Genomic DNA, 20,988 nt, shown 5'->3' with positions numbered 1-20,988 from the left:
TACTGTACATTATTTTCAGTATAGTCCAGCATATCATTGACTAGAGTCATGCTCCGTCGAGATCGCTAAACTAGACTCAGTAGCGCAAAAAGCAAAGCCTTATGCCTTCCTCTTCTGTGGACGTACGTGAGCTACCCCTGTTTCCCCTGCCAGAGGTGGTGTTGTTTCCGGGCCGCCCCCTGCCGCTGCACATTTTCGAGTACCGCTATCGCATGATGATCAACACCATCCTGGAGACGGATCGCCGTTTCGGGGTGCTGATGTTCGATCCCCAGACGGGATCCCCGGTGCGGGTGGGCTGTTGTGCCGAGGTGTTGCAGGTACAGCGGTTGCCGGATGACCGCATGGACATTTTGACCTTGGGGCAGCAGCGCTTCCGGGTGTTGAACTACGTGCGGGAAAAGCCCTTCCGGGTGGGGCTGGTGGAGTGGATTGAGGATGAGCCGACCACTGCGGATTTGCAGGGCTTGGTGCAGCAGGTTTCCACCCTACTTCAGGATGTGGTGCGCCTCTCCGGCAAGCTAATGGAGCGGGAGACGGAGCTGCCGGAGCGACTGCCCACTACCCCGATAGAGTTATCCTACTGGGTTGCCAGCCACTTTCACGGGGCTCCCCGGGAGCAGCAAGCGCTGCTGGAAATGGTCAGCACCGAAAATCGCCTGCGGCGGGAAGCCGAGATCCTCGAGTCCACCCGCAAGCACTTGGCCGCCCGCACTGCCCTCAAGGATTTGTTCTCCGAAATCTCCTAAAATTTCTTGGGATCGCTTGAAAGACGCAGGCCACGGGGGAGTTGTCAGCCGTTCTGGCGCTCGCGTTGCCACCCGTCTCAACGGCGGCTGCAAAAGCCGGCTGAGGTTCAGTGATTGTCCAGGGATCCGATGTCCTACCCTCGCCGTTATCTGCGCTTTGCCTCCCGGGTTCTGGGCCGAGAAATGGAGATGCTCCACTTTGGGCATCGCGGCTACCCGCTCATCTGCCTGCCCACCAGCAATGGGCGTTTTTTCGATCTGGAAGATCGCGGCATTATCGCCAGCCTCGGCCATCACTTGGAGCAGGGCTATTTGCAGGCCTTTTGCGTGGAAACCCTCGATTGGGAGACCTTGTTCAACCGCGAGCTGGACGTGCCCCAGCGGCGGGATCGCTGGCTGTTGTTGGAGCAACACTGGGTAGAAGAGCTGATCCCCTACGCCAAAGCAGAAGCGCAAAATGACTTTCTGGTGGTGGCAGGCTTCTCTCTGGGGGCCACCCACGCCGTCAACCTCACCTGCCGGCACCCTGGCCTGGTGCGCCGTTGTCTGGCGCTGGGGGGGCCCTACGATGTGGCGGCCCTCGGATCCGTCACCGGCTGGGATCCCCAACAGGCGGAACAGGAGCTGTATTTTATCAACCCCTTGGCCTACCTGTCCAACATGAGCCGACAACTCTGGGATCAGCTGGGCGGGCGCAACACCGAGCTAAAACTGCTCACCGCCCACCGCGACCACTGCCTCAACGACAATCTGCGCCTGGCAGAAGTCCTCCGCCGCAACGACATCCCCCATCACCTGGAGGTATGGGAAGGGGATCACGACTGGCCCACCTGGCAAGCGCAAATCCGCGCCTTCGCCTAGGATCCCTTGCAGAGGAGTCAGAGAGCTTTTGATGAGAGAGCCTGGATGATCGAAGACTACTGGGTTGGCAGCCTGCACTTCAGCGAGCCTTTTGGGGACGACACCCTGGCCCGTCTCAACGCCCTTCCCCCCATTCAAGCCCGCAACGGCCAAGCCTACAAGATCCGGGCGGAACATGTCACCATTCACGAGGTGAACCTGGATTACCGCACCAAGTACCGCCTCATCCTAGACCGCTTCAGCTACCTTTACCCCCAGGCCATCGGCCTGTTCATGGGCTTTGCCTTCAGGGGGGTGTACATCATCAACAACCCCTTCAGCTTTTACTACTACCTGCGCAACAAAGATGCCGCCTACATGGTGGTCAAAGAGCTGGGGATCTCCATCCCCAAGACTTACATTCTGCCCCCCAAGGAGGCCCCAGCTTTGAAAGCCGAAGATTTTAAGTATCACAAGTTCTTCGATTGGCAGGGGATGGCAGAAGATCTCGGCTGGCCAATCGTGATCAAGCCGGCAGAGGGACGGGAGGCCATCGGAGTCGAAATCGCCTACAACATGGAGCAGCTTCTCTACTTTTACGACCGCTCCGGATCCCAGGTGATGATGCTCCAGGAGAAGGTTAAAAGTCCTTATCCCTGGCAGATTCGCGCTCTCTGTATTGGCCGAAAGATCATCCCAATTAAATACATCTTTCGCAAGTTCGATGCCAGCGAATATCTGTTCGATCCAGAGTTTCTCACGCCGGAGATGGGCAAAAAAGTTATCGACACCTGCCGGATCATCAATCGGGCGTTGGGCTATGAAATGAACTCGGTGGAGCTGTTTATCGACGAACAAGGGGAGCTACAGGCCATTGACTTTAACAATCCGGTGCCCGATGGCCGCCTCAAGGCTTTGGGAGAAATTTTTTACAACGATTACCAGCAGGCCCTTTGCGATTTGGTCGTAGATATTGTGCGGGAACAGCGTCCTTTCGACTTCTTGCCCCCAGACGTCAACCGCTTTGCCCAGATCGCCCGGCGAGCCGACCTCACCCGTGAGCAGAAGTTTCAGATGGCTCTCGAGCTGGCCAACCGCTACTACGAGCCCAGGGATCCCGAATAAAATAACTTAACAAAAGCACGGTCTAGCGCTGGGAAAGCTTTGGGCTGGGCAAAGAGCAGTTGCCTGGCTTTCGTCTATGGGACCCTTGAGGCGCAGGGATTCCATCCTAGGTTGAGCTTAGAGGGGGGATCCCCTCCCAGCCGCGGCAGGGCAAGTTGGTCTATCCGGACAGGCAAATGTCAACCGGTTTGAAATTGCGCTGGTGCCACGATATTCGCGGGATCCCAGCATCTGCCTGGCAAGCGCTGCAGACGGAGCGCACCTCTCCTTTTTTGGAGTACGAGTGGCTGCACAGCCTAGAAGCCTCCGGCTGTGCCAGCCGCAACACGGGGTGGTTGCCCTGTCACCTGTTGGTGGAGTCGGATGGGCAACTCATCGCCGCTGCCCCCTTGTATTTGAAAAGCCATAGCCAGGGCGAATTTGTCTTCGACCAAGAGTGGGCTGCGGTTGCCAACCAACTGGGAGAACGCTACTACCCCAAGCTGATCGGCATGGCCCCTTTTACGCCGGCCACCGGCTATCGCATTCTCGTCCATCCCGACTACTCGGAAGCAGAGGTGTGGCCGTCGATGCTGGCTGCTATCGATCGCTTCTGCCAGGACAATGATATTTCGCTGTTCAGCCTGCTCTATGTGGACTTAGACTGGCGGGCCCAACTGGAGGCCGATGGATTGACTCCCCGAATTACCCACAACTACCAGTGGCACAATCCCGGCTATCGCTCTTACGAAGACTTTTTGAGCCAGTTCAACGCCAACCAGCGGCGCAACATCAAGCGAGAGCGGGCCGCCATGGAAAAAAGCGGCATAGAACTCAAGATCTACACCGGAGAGGAGATCACGCCGCGCCTTCTCTCTCTCATGTACGACTTTTACAGCAACACCTGCGCCCAATTTTGGAACTGGAGCAAATATCTCAACCGCCGCTTTTTCGAATCTCTCTATCCCAACTACCGGCAGCGGCTGGTGCTGGTGGCCGGGGAACGAAATACAGAAATTGTGGGGATGTCTTTTTGCGTCCGCAAAGGGGATCGCCTCTTTGGGCGCTACTGGGGCTGCCGAGAAGAGGTGAAGTTCTTGCACTTTAATGTGTGCTACTACGAGCCGATTGCCCTAGCCATCCGCGAAGGGATCCGCAACTTTGATCCCGGAGCTGGAGGATCCCACAAGATTCGGCGGGGATTTCCAGCCACTCCCGTGTATAGCTACCACCGTTTCTACCGCCCCAGGCTAAAGCAGGTGCTAATCCCCTATCTGAATCGCGTCAACCCTCTCATGTTGGCTGAGCTGGAGAGGGTAAATCAAAACGAGGTTCCCTTTCGAGAAGATATTCTACCCTCTCTGTCTACTCTTACGCGAGGTTAAATGAACTACCACTGGATAAGCTTTTTCTGAACGGCTGCCATACACATGGCAACGCGAGCGTTGATCTCATCTTCAGAGCCAAAGATATCCAGTTTCTCTTTGAGCCTTTGAATACAGTTTTGTACGGTTTTTTTGCTCGTGTGAATGCGGTCGGCGATGGCCTGGTCGGTGAGGGCCTCTTTGCAGAGCAGGTTCAAGACCTCGATTTCCCGCTCCGTCAGCTTTGTTAAGCCGCGCAACTCTCGCGGCATGCGCAATTCCCCATTGAGGGCACTTTTGGCTCCTTCCAAGAAGACACTGCGCCGCTCCATTTTGTTGACGGCGGCAAATCCGCCCTGGTGCTTGCTGATTAGGCCCACCAGGGGAGTTAGCAGCAGCGGCTCGCTGGAATAAACCATCACGTTCAGGGTGGGGTAGTTCTCGAAAATATGGCGCAAGAACTCTAGGCCCGGCTCGGCAGACTGTTCGCCGCTGGTTTGGCCGTAGAGCAAGTCGGCTACTACCAAGTCCGGCTGTTCCCGCTGCAGGCGCAGGATGGCGTCCATCGGGTTGGAGACTGTGATGCACTGAGCATCGGCTGCAAGCCGTTGCAGCCATTCGCAATTGTTTTGGGCGACCTCGGGATGATCCTCGACAATCAAGAACTTGAGCGGGGCAGTTCGGCTCTCGACCTCAAACATCGATCCACTCCTCCAAATCCAGCGTCGGCTGCGGGGGGACGGCCAAAACCCCTTTGCAGTTTAGGGATCCCACCGACAAACTACCCTAGTGTAGCCCCAAGTTGGGCCTGAGAAGGCGCAGCAGGGTAGGCTAGAGGGTGATGTTAACCGGATCCCGACTGTGGTACCCCTGCAAGATCGCAACCCAACCACCCGCACTGCCTACGTTACCTATGCTTTGGTGCTTATCAACATCCTGGTTTTTGTGTATGAGCTTACCCTATCACCGCAAGAGCTGGCGGCTTTCTTCCGAGAGTGGGCAGTGGTGCCAGCGGAACTGACGGCCAGCTTTCGGGGGGAGGCCACCTCTTCGCTGCGCCCCGAATGGGTAACGCTATTTACCTCGCAATTTTTGCACGGGGGCTTTTTGCATCTTGGCGGCAACATGCTCTTTTTGTGGGTTTTCGGCAACAATGTTGAGGATCGCTTGGGGCATGTGCGCTACCTCATTTTTTACCTGACTTGTGGAGCCTTGGCCGCCCTAACCCAGTGGTTTTTCGATATGGAATCCACCATTCCTTCGCTGGGGGCAAGTGGGGCCATTGCCGGGGTGTTGGGAGCTTATATCTTGCGTTTCCCGCGAGCTGAGATCCTGACTTTGGTACCCCTGGGCATTTTTATCACAACCGTCTACGTTCCCGCCTGGGTGTTTTTGGGTTTTTGGTTTGTACAGCAGGCGTTTTACGGCATCGCCAGCCTGCAGACGCCCACCAACATCGGCATGCAGGGGGGAGGGATCGCCTACTGGGCCCACGCGGGCGGCTTTGTGTTTGGGGCCATCTTGGGGCCGCTGATGGGGTTATTTTCTGGCAAAAGCCCTTATGACCGCCAAGCCGCTTGGCGACAGCCCGACAGGGACCTGTTCTGATTGAACCTCAATCCTTTTTGTGTCAGAGACCAACTTGAGAGGAGGAAATCATGGTTCGTCTGTCTGCCAAGCCCCTAACCCTGGAAGAGTTTCTGCAGCAGCCAGAAGCTCAACCCGCCAGTGAATTCATCGAGGGAGAGATCATCCAGAAGCCCATGCCACAGGGAAAGCACAGCCTACTCCAGGGGGAGCTAACTTCTTTTATCAACGCAAACCTCAAACCCAAACGCCTCGGGTGGGCATTTCCAGAGTTGCGCTGCACTTTTGCCGGCTATGCGATTGTGCCCGATATTTCTGTGATCGCCTGGGATCGGATCCCTGTGGATGAAGATGGCACCATTCAAAATCTCATTCCCTTTTGCCCAGATTGGATGATCGAGATTCTCTCTCCCGATCAAAATCAAATGAAGCTGGTCAAGAAAATTTTGATCGGCTTGGCCCACGGCTGCCAGATGGGGTGGATCGTAGCTCCCGAAGAAAGGCTCGTTTTCGCCTACCCTGCCGGACAGCAGCCAACCGTGCATGAGGATCCGCAAGAGCTGATCCCCGTTCCCGCGTTTGCCCAAGGGATCCAACTGACGGTCGAAACGTTGTTTGGTTGGATGCGGGTTCGAGCTGACGAGAGCGGCAAGCACAGCGGAGATACACAGGCGGGGCACTCGCCTAACCCCAGCCCTTCCGGTGCCCAGTGAGAAAAAAGCCGAGACCGGCTGGACCAGTGGCACGCCTTGCTGACAAGCTGCCCCAGCCTCCCTCGCCTCCATTTCAGTCGGCGCTGTAGAGAGCAGGAGCTTGGGCAACCGTCGCTCCAATAGAGGAGAGTTCTTGGCGCAGCAGCGCCACCAGGGCATTGGTGGACTGGTCGTAGAGGCTAGTGACCAGCTTGGGATAGAGCCCAATGCCGATGATGGGGATCAGCAGGCAGGCGATGATGAACACCTCCCGCGGCTCGGCATCCACCAGTTCCTCGTGTTCGGTCAGCTCTTTGTTTTCCGGGCCAAAGAAGATCTGCCGCAACATCGACAGCAGGTAGATAGGAGTCAGGATCACCCCAACCGCCGCCAGAAAGACCACCACCAGCCGGAAGGGGAGGGAGTAGGCATCGGTGGTGGCCATGCCGATGAACACCATCAGCTCCGCCACAAAGCCGCTCATCCCCGGCAGAGCCAGAGAGGCCAGCGAGCAAGCGGTGAACATGGAGAAAATCTTGGGCATCTTCAGGCCGACGCCGCCCATTTCCTCCAGCTCCAGCGTGTGGGTGCGGTCGTAGGTGGCCCCCACCAAGAAGAACAGGCTGGCCCCGATCAGCCCGTGGGAGATCATCTGCAGCATGGCGCCGCTCATGCCGATTTCGGTCAGGGATCCGATCCCGATGAGGACAAAGCCCATGTGGCTGATGGAAGAGTAGGCGATCTTGCGCTTGAGGTTGCGCTGGGCAAAGGAGGTGAGGGCGGCAAAGATGATGTTCACCACCCCCAGCACGATCAGCACCGGCGCAAAGTAGAGGTGGGCATCCGGCAGCATGCCCACATTCATGCGCATCAGGGCATAGCCCCCCATCTTAAGCAAGATCCCGGCCAGCAACATGTGAACCGGCGCCGTGGCTTCGCCGTGGGCATCGGGCAGCCAGGTGTGCAAAGGGAAGACGGGCAGCTTCACCCCGTAGGCGATGAGGAAGGCCCCATACAGCAGCAATTGGAAGCTCAGCGGATAGGCCTTGTGGGCCAGATCCGTCATGTCAAAGCTGATGGGATCCCCGTAGAAGGCCATGGCCAGGCCCGCCACCAGGATAAACAGGGAGCTGAGGGCGGTGTAGAGAATGAACTTGGTGGCCGCATAGAGGCGGTTGTACCCCCCCCAAATGGAGAGGAGCAAATACACCGGGATCAGCTCCAGCTCCCACATCAGGAAGAAGAGCAACATGTCCTGCACGGCGAACACCCCGATCTGCCCGCCGTACATGGCCAACATCAGAAAATAAAACAGGCGCGGCTTGAGGGTGACCGGCCAGGCGGCCAAGATGGCAAGCGTGGTCACAAAAGCCGTGAGCAGGATCAGCGGCATGGAAAGGCCATCGGCCCCCACCGACCAGCTCAGCCCCACCTGCGGCACCCAGGTGTAGCGCTCCAGCAGTTGTAAGCTTGTCTGGCTGGGGTCATAGCCGACATAGAAGCCAGCCAGCAAAATGAGCAGGTCGGTAACCGCGATGAAGAGGGCAAACCAGCGAACCCGTTCTGCCAACTTTTGCGCGTAGACGCGGGTAGTGGGATCCCCAGCGGGCGCCGGGATCAAGGGGATGAAGAGGGCGGCCACCACCGGATAGACGATGACCGTGGTCAGCCAGGGAAACTCGTGCAAGCTGGGCAGCGCCATGAAGATAACCTCGTTACGCTAAGTTCATACCACACCCTTCCAGGGGGATTGCCGTCGGCTACAGCCAACAGCCTTTTACCAGAATCGCTCCTGAGTATCTCTGCTCAGCAAACCTCCAGAACTATCTTAAGGCTCTTTACCTAGTTTGCCGGGATCCCTGGCCGGGCTCGACCAGGACTCAAGCATTGACCTGGTCATCAAACCTGGCTATTAGAAACCTCATCACCTGGCCCCCGGCTAGCCGACCCTGCGCAATTGCGCCTGGACAGGACTGCCGCTGTTGGATAACAGTAGAAATAGTACTTAACAACCAAGCCAGGTCCGCCCTTGGCGGGCGGTGAGGGGAGCCTCTGGGGGAAGCTTTGAAGTATGGCACTGCATGCGGAGTTACACCGCCACCTAGGCGGTTCGGTCGTTCCTAGGATTTTGTGGCGCTACCTGCATCGCCAGGGATCCCCTCTGGCAGCACGCTTTCCTGACTACGCCGAGTTTGAGGAGTTCTACACCCGCCCGCGCAACACCCTTGAAGATTACTTGGAGCTGCACACGCTAGTGGAACAGGTGCAAACCCTGGAAAGCTTACCTTATTTCATCTACCGTCTGCTGCGGGGGGCCTATGTTTTTGAGGATTTGGCCTATCTAGAGATTCGCTACACCCCCTATCTGCGCACAGATCCCAGCTTGGACGAGGCGGATCGCCTCAAGCAGATGCGCCAAGTTATCGAAACGGTAGGGCAAGCCAGCCAGCAGCGGGAATATCCCATCGTCACCACCCAGATTGTGTGTTTGCACTCCCGCCTGCCCAGCCATATCAACCGCGCCATGGTGGAGGCCGCCGCCGAGTCCGAATACGTGTCTGCCATCGACCTGGCGGGGGGAGATAAGGCCTACGGCGAACGCATGGACGAGTGGATTGAGCTGTTCAAATATGCCCTGGCCCGTGGCCTCAAAACCACTGCCCATCTCTATGAGACTTTGGATGGCTGTTACCCAGAGCTGCTGCCCTATGTCTCGCGGATTGGCCACGGGATCCAGATCCCTCTCCACTACCCAGAGCTGCTGCCAGAGCTGGCGCGGCGCGGCCAATGCCTGGAGGTCTGTCCCACCACTTACCTGAAGACGGGGACGCTGCCCAGCTTGGAGCCCCTCAAAATCGTCTTCGACCGCTGCTTTGACGCGGGGGTAGATATCGCCATCTGCACCGACAACGCCGGCCTGCACAACGTGCGCCTGCCGTTTGAGTACGAAAACTTGCTCACGCACGACATTATCGATTTCGACCAGCTCAAGCGCTGTCAGGAGGCGGCTTTTCGTCACGCTTTTGCCTGGCCCTACAAGGAGCACCCCGCCTCGTTGCTGTCGGAGCTGCAGCAGTCAGCCTCGAAGTCCCTAGTTCCCCTCTGAGAGGGGCAAACAGGACTTTGCTTGACATTTCCGCCGCCAGACTTGGTCGCGCTTGCCCGGCGAGGGCTGGCGCAGGTCAAAACGACATCCCCCTGAGTCGGACAGCGGCCTCCTGTAGGCTGCTCTCGGAGAGGTCAGGCAGCTCAAGGCGAGCGCGGATACGGTTAAAGTGTTGCTGCAGGCCGTGGCGATAGGTGGGATCGTAGTGCTGCTGCAGTAGCTCCCGCACAAATTGCGGCCAGTCTTGGGCGTCGATGAGCTCAAACCAGCGCTGCAAACAGGCCTGGCCGTAGCGGGACTTCAAAGACAGCAATTTTTCCTTTAGCGCCTGGGGGTGGGCTATCCAGTGGGGATAGTGGGCGATCAACCCCTTCACCCGTTCTTCTAGAGGCAACTGCACCTCTACGCAGTCGGCTTGGGTGATGGCCTGCCAAAGAGCAGGGGGCAAATGAAGCTGGCCCACTTTGGCACTTTCCGACTCCACCCAGACCGGCTTGGCGGGATCCCACTGGAGAAAGGCCTGCACCAGTTGACTTTCAAAGCTCTTCTGAGTGGGCTGCGAGGTTCCCCACTCGGCCCCCAGCACCGATCCGCGGTGGCAGGCCAGCTTTTCCAGATCGAGGACTTGGGCTCCCCGCTGCTGCAGATGGCGCAGCAACTGGGTTTTGCCGCTCCCCGTTGGCCCGCAGAGGACGCGGTAGGTAAACTCCTGGGGCAAAGTCTGCAGTTGTCGGCGCACCCAGGCGCGGTAGGTTTTGTACCCCCCTTGCAAGACGGTTACCTGCCAGCCCACCTGGGACAACACCAGCGCCAGACTGGCCGAGCGCTGCCCGCCCCGCCAACAGTAGATGAGGGGGTGGTAGTCCCGGCCCTTGTCGGCAAAGTGGGTCTGCAAATGGCGGGCGATGTTCTGGGCCACCAGGCTGGCCCCCCGCTTGCGGGCTGTAAAGGGATCCACTTGCCTGTAGAGGGTGCCCACCTCTGCCCGTTCTGCATCGTCGAGCACGGGCAAGTTGATGGCCCCCGGCCAATGGTCTTCGGCAAACTCTGCCGGCGAGCGCACATCGATAATTTCGCTGTAGGTGTGCAGCCAGGGCTCTGCAGTGAAGTGAATCGGAGGAGACACAAACCTGTGGATGGAAATGGCAAGCTAGCGCAATCTTGAACAGTTTCTAGCTTAGCCAACGCTGCTGCTCAAGGAAGCCCAGGGCTAACCCTAGCCTATCCCCTCGCAGGTGGACTTCTCGCTTTTCCAGAAGTTTAGGCAAGGTCTCTGGAACATGCAGGATGCCATTTGCCGCTCTCAAAAAAGTTATAGAGGTTTTCAGGCTCTCCAGGTGCCACCTCAGATAGAAAGGTGAGCTCGGACTTTTTCTTCGTCCATTTGGTCAGTCGGCCCCTCCATGATAAGGGATCCATTTTCCATAAGATAAAAGTAATCGGCTAGGCTTTGGGCAAACTCAAAATACTGCTCCACCAGCAACACCGAAACGCCCCGCTCCTTTTGAATGCGGCTGATGGCTTCTTCGATCTCGATAATGATAGAGGGCTGGATCCCTTCTGTGGGCTCATCCAGGAGCAAAAGTTTGGGCTCCGCCACCAAAGCTCTGGCGATGGCCAGTTGCTGCTGCTGCCCACCGCTCAAATCCCCACCCAGCCGTTTAAGAAAAGAACGCAGAATTGGGAATAGGTCATAGACAAACTCAGGTATGATCCGTTCTCTGTCCGGTGCCGCTTCTAGCCCCACCAGCAGGTTTTCCTCAACCGTTAGGCGGGGAAATATCTCTCGACCTTGGGGTACATAGCCAATACCGGCGCGGGCTCGCCAATTGGGAGGGTAATGGTTGATAGGACGGCCCTCAAAAGCAATTTTGCCTGTGCAGTCTTTCAGAAGTCCCATCAGGGCTTTAAGTGTGGTGGTTTTGCCCATACCATTGCGGCCCAGAAGGCAAACCGCTTGGCCGGGAAAGATCTTAAAAGAGAGATCCTTCACAATTAAACTCTGACCATAGTAAACCCTCAAGTTGGAGACCTCCAGGAGAGGCCCGGATCCATCTCGGGATAAGTTTTGTGTTGCGGTCGCGTTTTCCGTATTCATAGGCCTGCGCATGAGTCGATTAGATACAGAACTATAGCCTCTTTGCTTAGTTTTTCCCCTTGTGGGATCCGAGATAGACCTCAATCACTCGCGGGTCGTTTTTCACATCCTCAAAGGTACCTTCGCACAGCACCGAGCCTTGGTGTAAAACGGTAACCTTGCGGGCAATTTGTCGGACAAACACCATGTCATGTTCGATCACCAAAATGGTGTGGCTTTGGGCTAAGGATTGAATTAACTCTCCTGTAGCTTCTGTTTCTTTGTCCGTCATCCCGGCCACGCATTCATCCAGCAGCAGCAAATCCGGATCTTGAGCAATCACCATGCCGATCTCCAGCCATTGCTTTTCTCCGTGGGAAAGCAGCCCTGCCGGAACCCGATCCTTACGGCTGAGGCCAATGGTTGCCAAAAGAGCATCCGTTTTTTCTCGCAGATGCTTTTTGCCCAATAGGGTGGAAAAAACCCTTTTGTCAGGGTTGAGGGATAGCTCCAAGTTTTCTCGCACGCTCAAGTTTTGATAGACCCGCGGCGTCTGAAACTTGCGCCCAACACCCAAAATCGAGATCTCGTGTTCCTTGAGCTTGGCCAGATCCTTTCCTTTGAACAGCACCCGTCCTCGGGTGGGCTTAACCTTGCCCGTCAGCACATCGAGAAACGTAGTCTTACCCGCCCCATTGGGACCGATGACCACCCGCAGCTCCCCTTCCTCCAGAGAGAAGTTCAACCCATCTAAAGCCTTAAAGCCGTCGAAGCTGACGGTGAGATCCTGAGTTTGTAAAATTTGTCGGGTGGCGGTGGGAGCTGCAGTAAGCATGGGGATCACATCCAAGAACGGAAAGGGCAGAGGGCGAACAGGGTTCTCAACCCATCAAATAAATAAGAGAGGACACTTGGCATCGCTGGCTTACCCATCAGATCTGGGATCCTTTTACTCTGAACTTGCACCTTGCGTATGATGCACATCGACAGAAAGCCAGATTTAAGCTGGGGAAGTATCTGCCAAACGCCTGCGCCAAAGCTGGACAGTGACCCAAAGCTGCCTGCCTTGGGTGCGCACCCAACCCACCAGTCCATCCGGCAACACCAGCACCACCAGCAGGAACAATCCCCCTTGGAAAAACAACCAAATTTCGGGAAAATTTTCGCTCAGCAAGCTCTTGGCAAAGTTAACCAACAGAGCCCCCAGCACCGCCCCCACCAAACTGGCCCGACCGCCCACCGCCACCCAGATTACCATCTCAATGGAAAAGGGAACGGCCATCGCATTGGGAGAGATGATCCCAGTTTGCAAGGTAAACAAAGCTCCGGCAACACCCGCCAGGGCAGCAGACACGGCAAACACCAGAACTTTAAAGCCGGTGGGATCGTAGCCGGAAAAACGAACCCGCGGCTCGTCATCTCGAATGGCTACCAGGATCCGACCGAATAGGCCGCTGGTCAGCCAACGACAGAGAAGGTAAGCCAAAACCACCGCCAGAACTGTAGTGACATAGACAGCAAAGCGCATTTCGGACGAGTTGACATCTAGGCCAAACAAAGTCTGGAAGTTGGTCAGGCCGTTGGTGCCGTTAATTAAGCGCTGTTGGCCGTTGAAGAAGTTAAAGAAAATGATCGTGGTGGCCTGAGTTAAAATGGAAAAATAAACCCCTCGGATGCGATTTCTCACCACCAAATACCCCAGGGCTGCCGCCACCAAAGCCGGGATCAAGACCACAGCAACAGCCGTAAACGGAAACGAATAAAAGGGATACCAAAACCAGGGCAATTCCGTTACCCCGTAGAGGCTGAAAAACTCTGGTATCTGACCTTCCGGCAATTGCAATTTCAGGTGCATCCCCAGAGCGTAGCCCCCCAAGGCGAAGAACACCCCATGCCCCAGGCTGAGCATGCCGGTATAGCCCCAGATGAGGTCGATCCCCAAAGCTACAATGCTGAGGGCCAGAAACCGCCCCAACAAGTTGAGCCGAAAGCCAGACAGCACAGTTGGGGCCACAAAGATCAAGGCCAGCACCAAAACGATGAGGATCCCGGCCTCCCACAGAAGCTTGCGAGAAGAATTGGGATCCCCACCCGCGGCGGGAGCAGCCACTTCATGATCAGCACGGGGGGAATGAACCAGTTTCATAGGCTTTGTGAGGGAGTAGAAGATGGAGAGTCTGGTCCTAGAGTTTTCGCCAAGCGAGATCATTCCCTAGGCATCCACCATACGACCTTTTTCGGGGAAAAGGCCCCGAGGTCGCACCTGCAAAAAGGCCACGATCAAAGCAAAGACCATCACCTTGGCCATGCTCGTGGTGGCAAAAAAGTTGAGGGTATCGGTCAGGATGGGCACGTTGGGAAAAATCAAAGCCAGCGTCCCTGAGCCGATGACAAAGTTGGCAATCCCGATCCCAAGCGCCGCCACAATACTGCCTAAGAGCTTACCAACACCCCCCACGACGACCACCATAAAGGTATCCACGATGTAGTTTTGGCCGGTGTTCGGCCCCACGGATCCCAGCAGGCTGACCGCCACGCCGGCTACTCCCGCCAGACCCGAGCCGACGGCAAAGGTAAGGGCATCCACCTTTTGCGTGGGGATCCCTACACAGGCGCTCATGGCCCGATTCTGGGTAACCGCCCGGATGCGCAGCCCCCAGCGGGTGCGTTGCAAGAAGAAGTACAGCCCTAGGATGCAGAAGACAGTGAGGGCGATGATAAACAGGCGGGTATTGGGCAAAAACAGGTTGCCCACCGGGATCCCACCCCCCAGCCACCGGGGAGCCGTCACGTCTTTGTTCTGGGCGCCGAACCAAGGCTGGGTAACCGCCAAAGCATAGGTTTGCGCCAGCACCCGCCCCCCCACCGATGCAATGGCCGTGGAGAGCACCAACAGCAGCGCCAGCGTCCACCCCTTGAGACGCGGCCAATCCGCCCGCCTGGACAAAAGCCACCAGCCGCCGAAAAAGAGCACCGCGAAGGCCCCCAAGCGGAAAGCCAGCACCCAATTGACGCTGCGCACAAACTGCTGCAGGATCAGGCTCACACCCCAAGTGGCCAGAAGGGTTTCCAGCGGTCGGCCATACAAAAAGCGGATCACCCCCCGCTCCAGGGCTAGTCCCACCAGAGCCGTGACGGCAAAGGCAGCTACCAAAGCTGGAAAGATGTACAGATCCCGCCAGGGATCCCCTAGGGGACGAAAGGCATTTTGAACCACAAAAGTGGTGTAGGCCCCCAACATCATCAGCTCCCCATGGGCCATGTTGATGACCCCCATGAGGCCGAAAACAATGGCCAAGCCCAAGGCGGCTATTAGCAAGACGGTGCCAATGCTAATGCCGTTGAACAAGCTGTCCAGGAGCAAGGTCATGGGCAGGGGATCCTCCTTCCAACTAAACTAGGGAGGCTAACCGAGCATCTAGGCGGGATCCCCGACCCTATCCAAACGGCAAGGGATCCCAGCCCTGGCCAGGACTAGCTGACTTTGTAGCGACCGCCCTTGGCCGGATCTGACCAATCGCAGGCAAAGCCCTTGGTCTCTGCCACAAACTGGTTCCAGGGCTGCGGCTCCACGGCATCCGTAGAAAAGATGACATCAAACAAACCGTCAGAGCGCACCTGGCCGATCCGCACATACTTGGTCAGGTGGTGATTGGTGTTCATGGTTACCAAGCCTTCTGGGGCATCAAAGGTCTGGCCATAGGCTGCCTGCCGCACGGCGTCGATTTCCACTGTTCCCGCTTTTTCCACTGCCTGCTTCCAGATGTAAACCATGATGTAGGCGGCTTCCATCGGGTCGTTGGTGACGCGGTTTTGGCCGTATTCTGCCTTGAAAGCCTCCACAAACTTCTTGTTGGCAGGCGTATCCACCGTCATAAAGTAGTTCCAGGCGGCAAAGTGCCCTTCCAAGAATTCGGGGCCGATGGCCTGTACCTCTTCTTCGGCAATGCTGACGGACATGGAAGGATAGCGATCTGGCCCCAGCCCTGCCCCTTCCAGTTGTTTGAAAAAGGCCACGTTGCTGTCGCCGTTCAAGCTGTTGTAGATCACACCGCCATTGGGAAGAGCGGCCCGGATCTTGCTGATGATGGGGGTAACTTCTGTGCTGCCCAAAGGCAGATAGTCTTCACCCACCACTTTGCCCCCCAGGGCTTCCAACTGGGCCTTGATGATGGTGTTGGCCGTGCGGGGGAACACGTAGTCGGATCCCACCAGGAAGAACTCTTTGCCCTTGTTCTTGAGCAGCCATTCCACCGAAGGCTCGATCTGCTGGTTGGGGGCAGCGCCGGTGTAGAAGATGTTTTTGGAGCACTCTTGTCCTTCGTACTGCACGGGATACCAGAGCAGGTGCTGCTTGGATTCAAACACCGGCAACACGGCTTTGCGACTGGCCGAAGTCCAGCATCCAAACACCGTTGCCACCTTGTCCACATCGATCAGTTTGGTGGCTTTCTCCGCAAAGGTTGGCCAATCGGAAGCCCCATCCTCGATAATCGGCTCGATCTGCTTGCCCAAAACCCCACCGGCGGCATTGATCTCTTTGATGGCCAGCTTTTCCGCATCCACCACGCTGGTTTCCGAAATGGCCATGGTGCCGCTAAGGGAGTGCAAAATGCCAACGCGGATGGTCTCTCCCTGGGCGTAGGCGGGCACGGATCGCTTCACCCAGATCTGCGGCCCTAGGGCAGCCCCGGCTCCGGCCAGAGCGCCCATTTTCAGCACTTGACGACGATTAAATGATAGAGCCATCGGTGATCTCCGAAACGAAGTGAGTGCAAAGGGTATTAAGAAGTCCAGTTGTTGCAGCAGCCCGGCCAACCGAGGGAAGCACTTAGCTCATCACCTCGCCCATGTGTTAAATTTGCCCAACTGCAGTCGGCTGAGGCTTTCACCGAATGCCTTCCCAACATCAACAGAGGAAAAGGCTAATCCTGCAGTCGAGAAAGCGTTGTGCATCCCTGTTGCCTTAACGTGTTCCATCAAACCCATTCAGCCCGGAGAGAATTGTATCGCGGGATACCTTTTCCCAGAATCCGAGCCTGTTCTCGGCTCCCTTTCCCCACAGGCTGTAGGCAAAGGCAGGGATCCCTTGCTGCCGGCATAATAGGGGTTCTGGGGTCGAGAATTAGTTGAGAGTTAACAGCTTATGGTGCAACAGGCTGGCTATGGATCTTGGCGATCCCCGATTACCGCTGACCTGGTGGTGACGGGATCCCTGCGCTTGGGACAGATGGTTTGGGATGGAGGGGATCTCTACTGGACGGAGGGCCGCCCGCAAGAAAAAGGGCGCAATGTGTTGATGCGGCGCTCTGCCGACGGGATCCTGGTGGAGCTGACACCGGCACCTTTCAATGTGCGGACACGAGTGCATGAGTATGGGGGTGGAGCTTATTGGGTGTCGGCAGGGGTAGTGTATTTTTGCAACTTCGCTGACCAACGGCTCTACCGCCTGCTGCCGGGTTCAGATCCCCAGCCCCTGACGGAAGCAGGCCCCTATCGCTATGCAGATGGGGTGGTGGATCGGGCGCGTGGACGCATCCTCTGTGTGCGGGAAGATCACAGCCGCCAGGGAGAGCCGGAAAACAGCCTTGTCTCGATTGACTTGGAAAGCGGATCCCAGCGCGTTTTGGCCTCTGGGCACAATTTCTATGCCAACCCTCGCCTCAGCCCCGATGGCCAGACCTTGGTATGGCTGACCTGGGATCACCCCCAAATGCCCTGGGACGGCACAGAGCTGTGGCGGTCTGAGGTGAACCCTGACGGCAGCTTGGGAGAACCTCAAAAGCTGGCCGGTGGCCCTGCCGAGTCGATCTTCCAGCCCCAGTGGTCACCGGAGGGGGATCTCTACTTTGTTTCCGATTGCAGCGGCTGGTGGAACCTCTATCGCTGGGATCCCCAGGGCCCCATTCCCCTCTGCCCTATGGAAGCGGAGTTTGGAGAGCCGCAGTGGGTGTTTGGCCTGAGCACCTACGGCTTTGCTGGGGATGGGCGCATTCTGGCCTGTTATGAACAAGACGGGCTGTCTCATCTGGCTTATCTGGATCCCCATTCAGGACAGTTGGCAGGGATCCCCTTGCCCTACACCCAGATCAGCGGTTTGCAGGTGAGTGGGGAAAAAGCCGCTTTCCTGGCCGGATCCCCGACGGAAGCCACTGCCTTGGTCTGCCTAGACTTACCCTCCAGCCAAGTGGAGGTGGTGGCCCGTTCCAGCAGCGTGGCGGTGGATCCCGACTATCTGTCGATCCCAGAGCCCATTGTTTTTCCCACCGGTGGCGGCAAGGAAGTGGCCTACGCCTTCTTCTATCCCCCCAAAAACCGCGACTTCGTGGCCCCTGCCGGCGAAAAACCGCCCCTGCTCGTGAAAAGCCACGGTGGGCCCACAGGGGCGACGGCAGCCGTGCTCGACCTGGGGATCCAATACTGGACCAGCCGCGGGATTGCCGTTTTGGATGTCAACTACCGCGGCAGCAGCGGCTATGGGCGGGCCTACCGGGAGGCCCTCAAGGGCCGCTGGGGCCTTGTGGACGTGGAAGATTGCATCGCTGGGGCCCAATTCTTGGCAGCCCAGGGCAAGGTGGACGGGGAGCGGCTGCTCATTCGCGGCGGCAGCGCCGGCGGCTACACCACCCTGGCGGCCCTGACGTTTCACACCGTCTTCAAGGCCGGCGCCAGCTACTACGGGGTGAGCGATCTAGAGGCCCTAGCCCAGGAGACCCACAAGTTTGAGTCCCACTACTTGGACAGCTTAATTGGCCCCTACCCGGAGCGGCGGGATCTCTACCGGGAGCGCTCTCCCATCCACCACCTGGAGGGTCTCAACTGCCCCGTTATCTTCTTTCAAGGCCTGGAGGACGCCATCGTCCCTCCCAACCAAGCAGAGAGGATGGTGGCTGCCCTGCAGGCCAAGGGGATCCCGGTGGCCTATGTCCCTTTTGCCGGTGAGCAGCACGGCTTTCGCCAGGCAGCCAACCTCAAACGGGCCCTGGAGGCAGAGCTTTATTTCTACGCCCAGATCCTAGGGTTTCCCTTGGGGGAGCTTATCGAGCCGGTTCCCATTGCCAACTGGCCTCCTCCTCGTTGAGGTTACTTGTCCTGGCTCAGCGCCTCCCCATTGGGTATCCTAGTCAAGGACGCTGGGGAAGGGAGGCATGCAGAGCAGAACAAGCCACCGGCAACTCTGGAGGCGATGGCTTGCCGCGACCTTAGCAGCAGGCGGAGTACTGGGCGGCGTCCTGTGGGGCTTTTACGCCTCCTCCTGGGCAGAACCTGTCGAGATGGCGGCGGCGCCTCCAGCACCCCTGAGCTCGACTTCTGGCGCCGCCTTTTTGCGCGCCTACAAAGCCCTGCAGGCCGGCCAAGCGCAAGCGGCCCTGGAGCACCTGCAGGGCTTGGAAGAAAAGCTGCCAGTTCTCACCGACGAGATCTGGAAGCTCAGGGCTCAGGCTTATGAAAAGCTGGGGGATCGAGAAACAGCCCGCCAGATCTGGTGGCCCAAGATCTTGCAGGAGTATCCCCACAGCCCGGTGGCCGCCTACGCCCTCTGGGGAATGGGCCAGGTGGATCAGTTGCGGCGGCAATTTCCCACCCACCCCCTGACGGCCCGCGCCCTCAAGCACCTGCTGGAGCTGGATCCTGACCGGTATGACCTGCTGCGGGATCTGGCCTTGCACCACCCGCAAACCCCTGGGTTAACGCCGCTGCTGGATCGCTGGCGGCAAGCCCAAGAGGGATCCCTCACGGCCTCCGATTGGCAGATCCTGGCCGATGCCTATTGGGAGCAGCGGGAGTACGGCAAAGCCGCCCGCGCCTACGGGCGTGCCCCCACCACCTCTCGCAATCTCTACCGCCAGGGGCGCAGCCACCAGATCTCGCGGGAGTTGCCCCAGGCGAGAGCGGCTTACCAAGCGCTGCTGGCTCAATTTCCCGACGCCGCCGAAGCCTCCCTCACCCGGCGCCGCCTGGCCGAGCTGAGCGACCTGCCGACGGCAATCGAGCTGCTTCGCCAGGTGGGATCCGGCTCGGATAGAGAAGCTCCAGAAGCGTTGCTCAGCCTCAGCCAACTGTATGACCGCAACGGCAGCCCGCAATCGGCCCAGGCGGTGCGGCAGACCCTTTGGGAGCGCTTCCCAGTCAGCGAAGCCGCGGCCACCGCCGCCTGGACGGTGGCTTGGCGCCAGGCGCAAACGGGCAATCTCAGCCAAGCCATTGCTCTAGCCCAGCAGATTGGCTTGGCCCAGCGGGATACGGAAATGGGGGCGCAACTGCTCTACTGGGCCGGCAAATGGCGGGAACGGCTGGGGAAGGTGGCTGCGGCGCGGCAAACCTATCAGCAGGTGCTGCGGCAGTTTCCCCACACCTACTACGCCTGGCGGGCGGCGGCGCAACTGGGCTGGCCAGTAGGAGATTTCTCCAGCGGCCGCCAAAGGGTTGAGGTGGATTTTCAGCCCGTTCGCCAACCTTTGCCCGCCGTTTCCGAGGCTACCCAGACCCTGCATCTCATTGGCGCTGGCCAACTGGCCTGGGAGCGCTGGCAGGGGGAAATGGCTCTGCTGCAACGGGATCCCGGCCAGATGAGCGTGGCCGAGCGCTTTGCCAGCGGCATTTTGCGCAACAACGCCGGCGAGCACCTGCGGGGCATCAACCAGGTGGCTGCCCTGCGCTTTAGCGCCGAGCCCGACCCGCTGCTGCCGACCCTGAGACAGCGCCAGGATTTCTGGCAGGCCATCTACCCGCTGCACTACTACGCCAGCCCAGAAAACACCTGGGAAAGGGATCCCTACGCCCAGCCCGGCCTGGCCCGCTGGTCGCGGCAATTTAACCTCAATCCCTTGATGGTGGCGGCCCTGATCCGCCAGGAATCCCGCTTTGAGCCAGAGATCGTCTCGGCCTCGGGAGCGCTGGGCCTGATGCAGGTGATGCCTGCCACCGGCCGCTGGATTGCCCAAAAAATCGGCCTAGCCCAGTACAGCCTCACCAACCCCGCCGACAATCTTCACCTGGGATCCTGGTACTTCGACTACACCCACCGCACCTACCAAGACAACACCCTCCTGGCCCTGGCCAGCTACAACGGCGGCCCCGGCAACGTGGCCAGGTGGCTGAGCCGCTTCGGCTTTGAGGATCCCGATGAATTTGTGGAGCAGATCCCCTTCGCCGAAACCCGTGGCTATGTCAAGTCTGTCTTTGGCAACTACTGGAACTACTGGCAGCTCTACACCCAAGAGGGGCGCACCTTGGTCAGCCAGCGCCTGCAACCGCACCTGTCAAATGATTGACGTTCTCCCCAGCCCCAAGGGGCGGGAATTCTTTCTTGCTCATCGCGAGCTACGCAGACGTACCGGTGAGATTGCCACCGCACGCCTCCTTCTTTCCCCCCCGTATACGGAGGGATGAAAGAGGGCGCGGGGCCTGCGCCGCCAAGGTTTTGGTCAAACTAGTGTCCAACCTGAGCGAGAGGCTGGAGGGTAGC

The 20,988-nt window shown here is 58.2% G+C and carries 17 protein-coding genes; 9 read left to right on the top strand and 8 right to left on the bottom strand.

The window, feature by feature from the left end; all coding sequences use genetic code 11:
- Nucleotides 1-101: 101 nt before the first annotated feature.
- From NW846_RS08680 to NW846_RS08665, 4 genes are all read left to right on the top strand, one after another.
- A complete protein-coding gene (locus NW846_RS08680) occupies nucleotides 102-749 on the top strand; it encodes an LON peptidase substrate-binding domain-containing protein (protein ID WP_011430728.1) in 648 nt (215 codons plus the stop codon).
- 129 nt (nucleotides 750-878) lie between these two features.
- The gene (locus NW846_RS08675) at nucleotides 879-1,610 is read left to right on the top strand and encodes an alpha/beta hydrolase-fold protein (protein ID WP_011430729.1); all 732 of its coding nucleotides are present in this window, start codon (nucleotides 879-881) and stop codon (nucleotides 1,608-1,610) included.
- A gap of 45 nt (nucleotides 1,611-1,655) precedes the next feature.
- A complete protein-coding gene (locus NW846_RS08670; protein WP_011430730.1) occupies nucleotides 1,656-2,714 on the top strand; it encodes an ATP-grasp domain-containing protein in 1,059 nt (352 codons plus the stop codon).
- A 176-nt stretch (nucleotides 2,715-2,890) separates the two neighbouring features.
- A complete protein-coding gene (locus tag NW846_RS08665; protein WP_011430731.1) occupies nucleotides 2,891-4,078 on the top strand; it encodes a GNAT family N-acetyltransferase in 1,188 nt (395 codons plus the stop codon).
- Nucleotides 4,079-4,083: 5 nt separating this feature from the next.
- Here the strand turns inward: NW846_RS08665 and NW846_RS08660 are convergent, their stop codons facing one another.
- Nucleotides 4,084-4,758 (bottom strand): response regulator transcription factor, encoded by a 675-nt coding sequence (locus NW846_RS08660; protein ID WP_011430732.1) that lies wholly within the window; start codon nucleotides 4,756-4,758, stop codon nucleotides 4,084-4,086.
- A gap of 160 nt (nucleotides 4,759-4,918) precedes the next feature.
- Between NW846_RS08660 and NW846_RS08655 the strand changes: the two genes are divergently transcribed.
- Nucleotides 4,919-5,665, top strand: a complete 747-nt coding sequence (locus NW846_RS08655) for a rhomboid family intramembrane serine protease (protein WP_011430733.1) — start codon at nucleotides 4,919-4,921, stop codon at nucleotides 5,663-5,665.
- A 50-nt stretch (nucleotides 5,666-5,715) separates the two neighbouring features.
- Complete coding sequence (locus NW846_RS08650; protein WP_099813059.1) at nucleotides 5,716-6,357, top strand: Uma2 family endonuclease; 642 nt, start codon at nucleotides 5,716-5,718, stop codon at nucleotides 6,355-6,357.
- 73 nt (nucleotides 6,358-6,430) lie between these two features.
- On the opposite strand, the gene NW846_RS08645 is transcribed toward NW846_RS08650, so the two are convergent.
- A complete protein-coding gene (locus NW846_RS08645) occupies nucleotides 6,431-8,038 on the bottom strand; it encodes an NAD(P)H-quinone oxidoreductase subunit 4 (protein ID WP_011430735.1) in 1,608 nt (535 codons plus the stop codon).
- Between the two features lie 369 nt (nucleotides 8,039-8,407).
- Here NW846_RS08645 and NW846_RS08640 point away from each other — a divergent pair, with 369 nt between their 5' ends.
- On the top strand, nucleotides 8,408-9,442 hold the full coding sequence (locus tag NW846_RS08640) for an adenosine deaminase (RefSeq protein WP_011430736.1): 1,035 nt from the start codon (nucleotides 8,408-8,410) through the stop codon (nucleotides 9,440-9,442).
- Between the two features lie 76 nt (nucleotides 9,443-9,518).
- Here NW846_RS08640 and mnmH read toward each other — a convergent pair whose 3' ends face one another.
- From mnmH to urtA, 6 genes are all read right to left on the bottom strand, one after another.
- Entirely contained in the window at nucleotides 9,519-10,568 is a 1,050-nt protein-coding gene (gene mnmH / locus NW846_RS08635; protein WP_414515763.1) for a tRNA 2-selenouridine(34) synthase MnmH, read from the bottom strand.
- A gap of 219 nt (nucleotides 10,569-10,787) precedes the next feature.
- Nucleotides 10,788-11,552 carry an urea ABC transporter ATP-binding subunit UrtE gene (urtE, locus tag NW846_RS08630; RefSeq protein ID WP_414331328.1) on the bottom strand — a complete coding sequence of 255 codons (765 nt, stop codon included), beginning with the start codon at nucleotides 11,550-11,552 and terminating at the stop codon, nucleotides 10,788-10,790.
- 34 nt (nucleotides 11,553-11,586) lie between these two features.
- Nucleotides 11,587-12,354 (bottom strand): urea ABC transporter ATP-binding protein UrtD, encoded by a 768-nt coding sequence (gene urtD / locus NW846_RS08625; RefSeq protein WP_414515761.1) that lies wholly within the window; start codon nucleotides 12,352-12,354, stop codon nucleotides 11,587-11,589.
- A gap of 165 nt (nucleotides 12,355-12,519) precedes the next feature.
- Nucleotides 12,520-13,728 carry an urea ABC transporter permease subunit UrtC gene (gene urtC, locus NW846_RS08620; RefSeq protein ID WP_414406554.1) on the bottom strand — a complete coding sequence of 403 codons (1,209 nt, stop codon included), beginning with the start codon at nucleotides 13,726-13,728 and terminating at the stop codon, nucleotides 12,520-12,522.
- 3 nt (nucleotides 13,729-13,731) lie between these two features.
- Nucleotides 13,732-14,889: an urea ABC transporter permease subunit UrtB gene (gene urtB, locus NW846_RS08615; protein ID WP_414515758.1), complete on the bottom strand. Its 1,158-nt coding sequence runs from the start codon at nucleotides 14,887-14,889 to the stop codon at nucleotides 13,732-13,734.
- Between the two features lie 104 nt (nucleotides 14,890-14,993).
- Entirely contained in the window at nucleotides 14,994-16,268 is a 1,275-nt protein-coding gene (urtA, locus tag NW846_RS08610; protein ID WP_011430744.1) for an urea ABC transporter substrate-binding protein, read from the bottom strand.
- 397 nt (nucleotides 16,269-16,665) lie between these two features.
- Between urtA and NW846_RS08605 the strand changes: the two genes are divergently transcribed.
- Nucleotides 16,666-18,600: a S9 family peptidase gene (locus tag NW846_RS08605; RefSeq protein ID WP_414515756.1), complete on the top strand. Its 1,935-nt coding sequence runs from the start codon at nucleotides 16,666-16,668 to the stop codon at nucleotides 18,598-18,600.
- A 67-nt stretch (nucleotides 18,601-18,667) separates the two neighbouring features.
- Nucleotides 18,668-20,794: a transglycosylase SLT domain-containing protein gene (locus NW846_RS08600; protein WP_414515754.1), complete on the top strand. Its 2,127-nt coding sequence runs from the start codon at nucleotides 18,668-18,670 to the stop codon at nucleotides 20,792-20,794.
- The last annotated feature ends 194 nt before the right edge of the window (nucleotides 20,795-20,988 follow it).

It is taken from the genome of Synechococcus sp. W60.3 (genome assembly GCF_047502615.1).
GTDB lineage: Bacteria > Cyanobacteriota > Cyanobacteriia > Thermostichales > Thermostichaceae > Thermostichus.
Note: the sequence above shows the minus strand (reverse complement) of the source record. Positions and strands in the feature narration are given on the sequence as shown.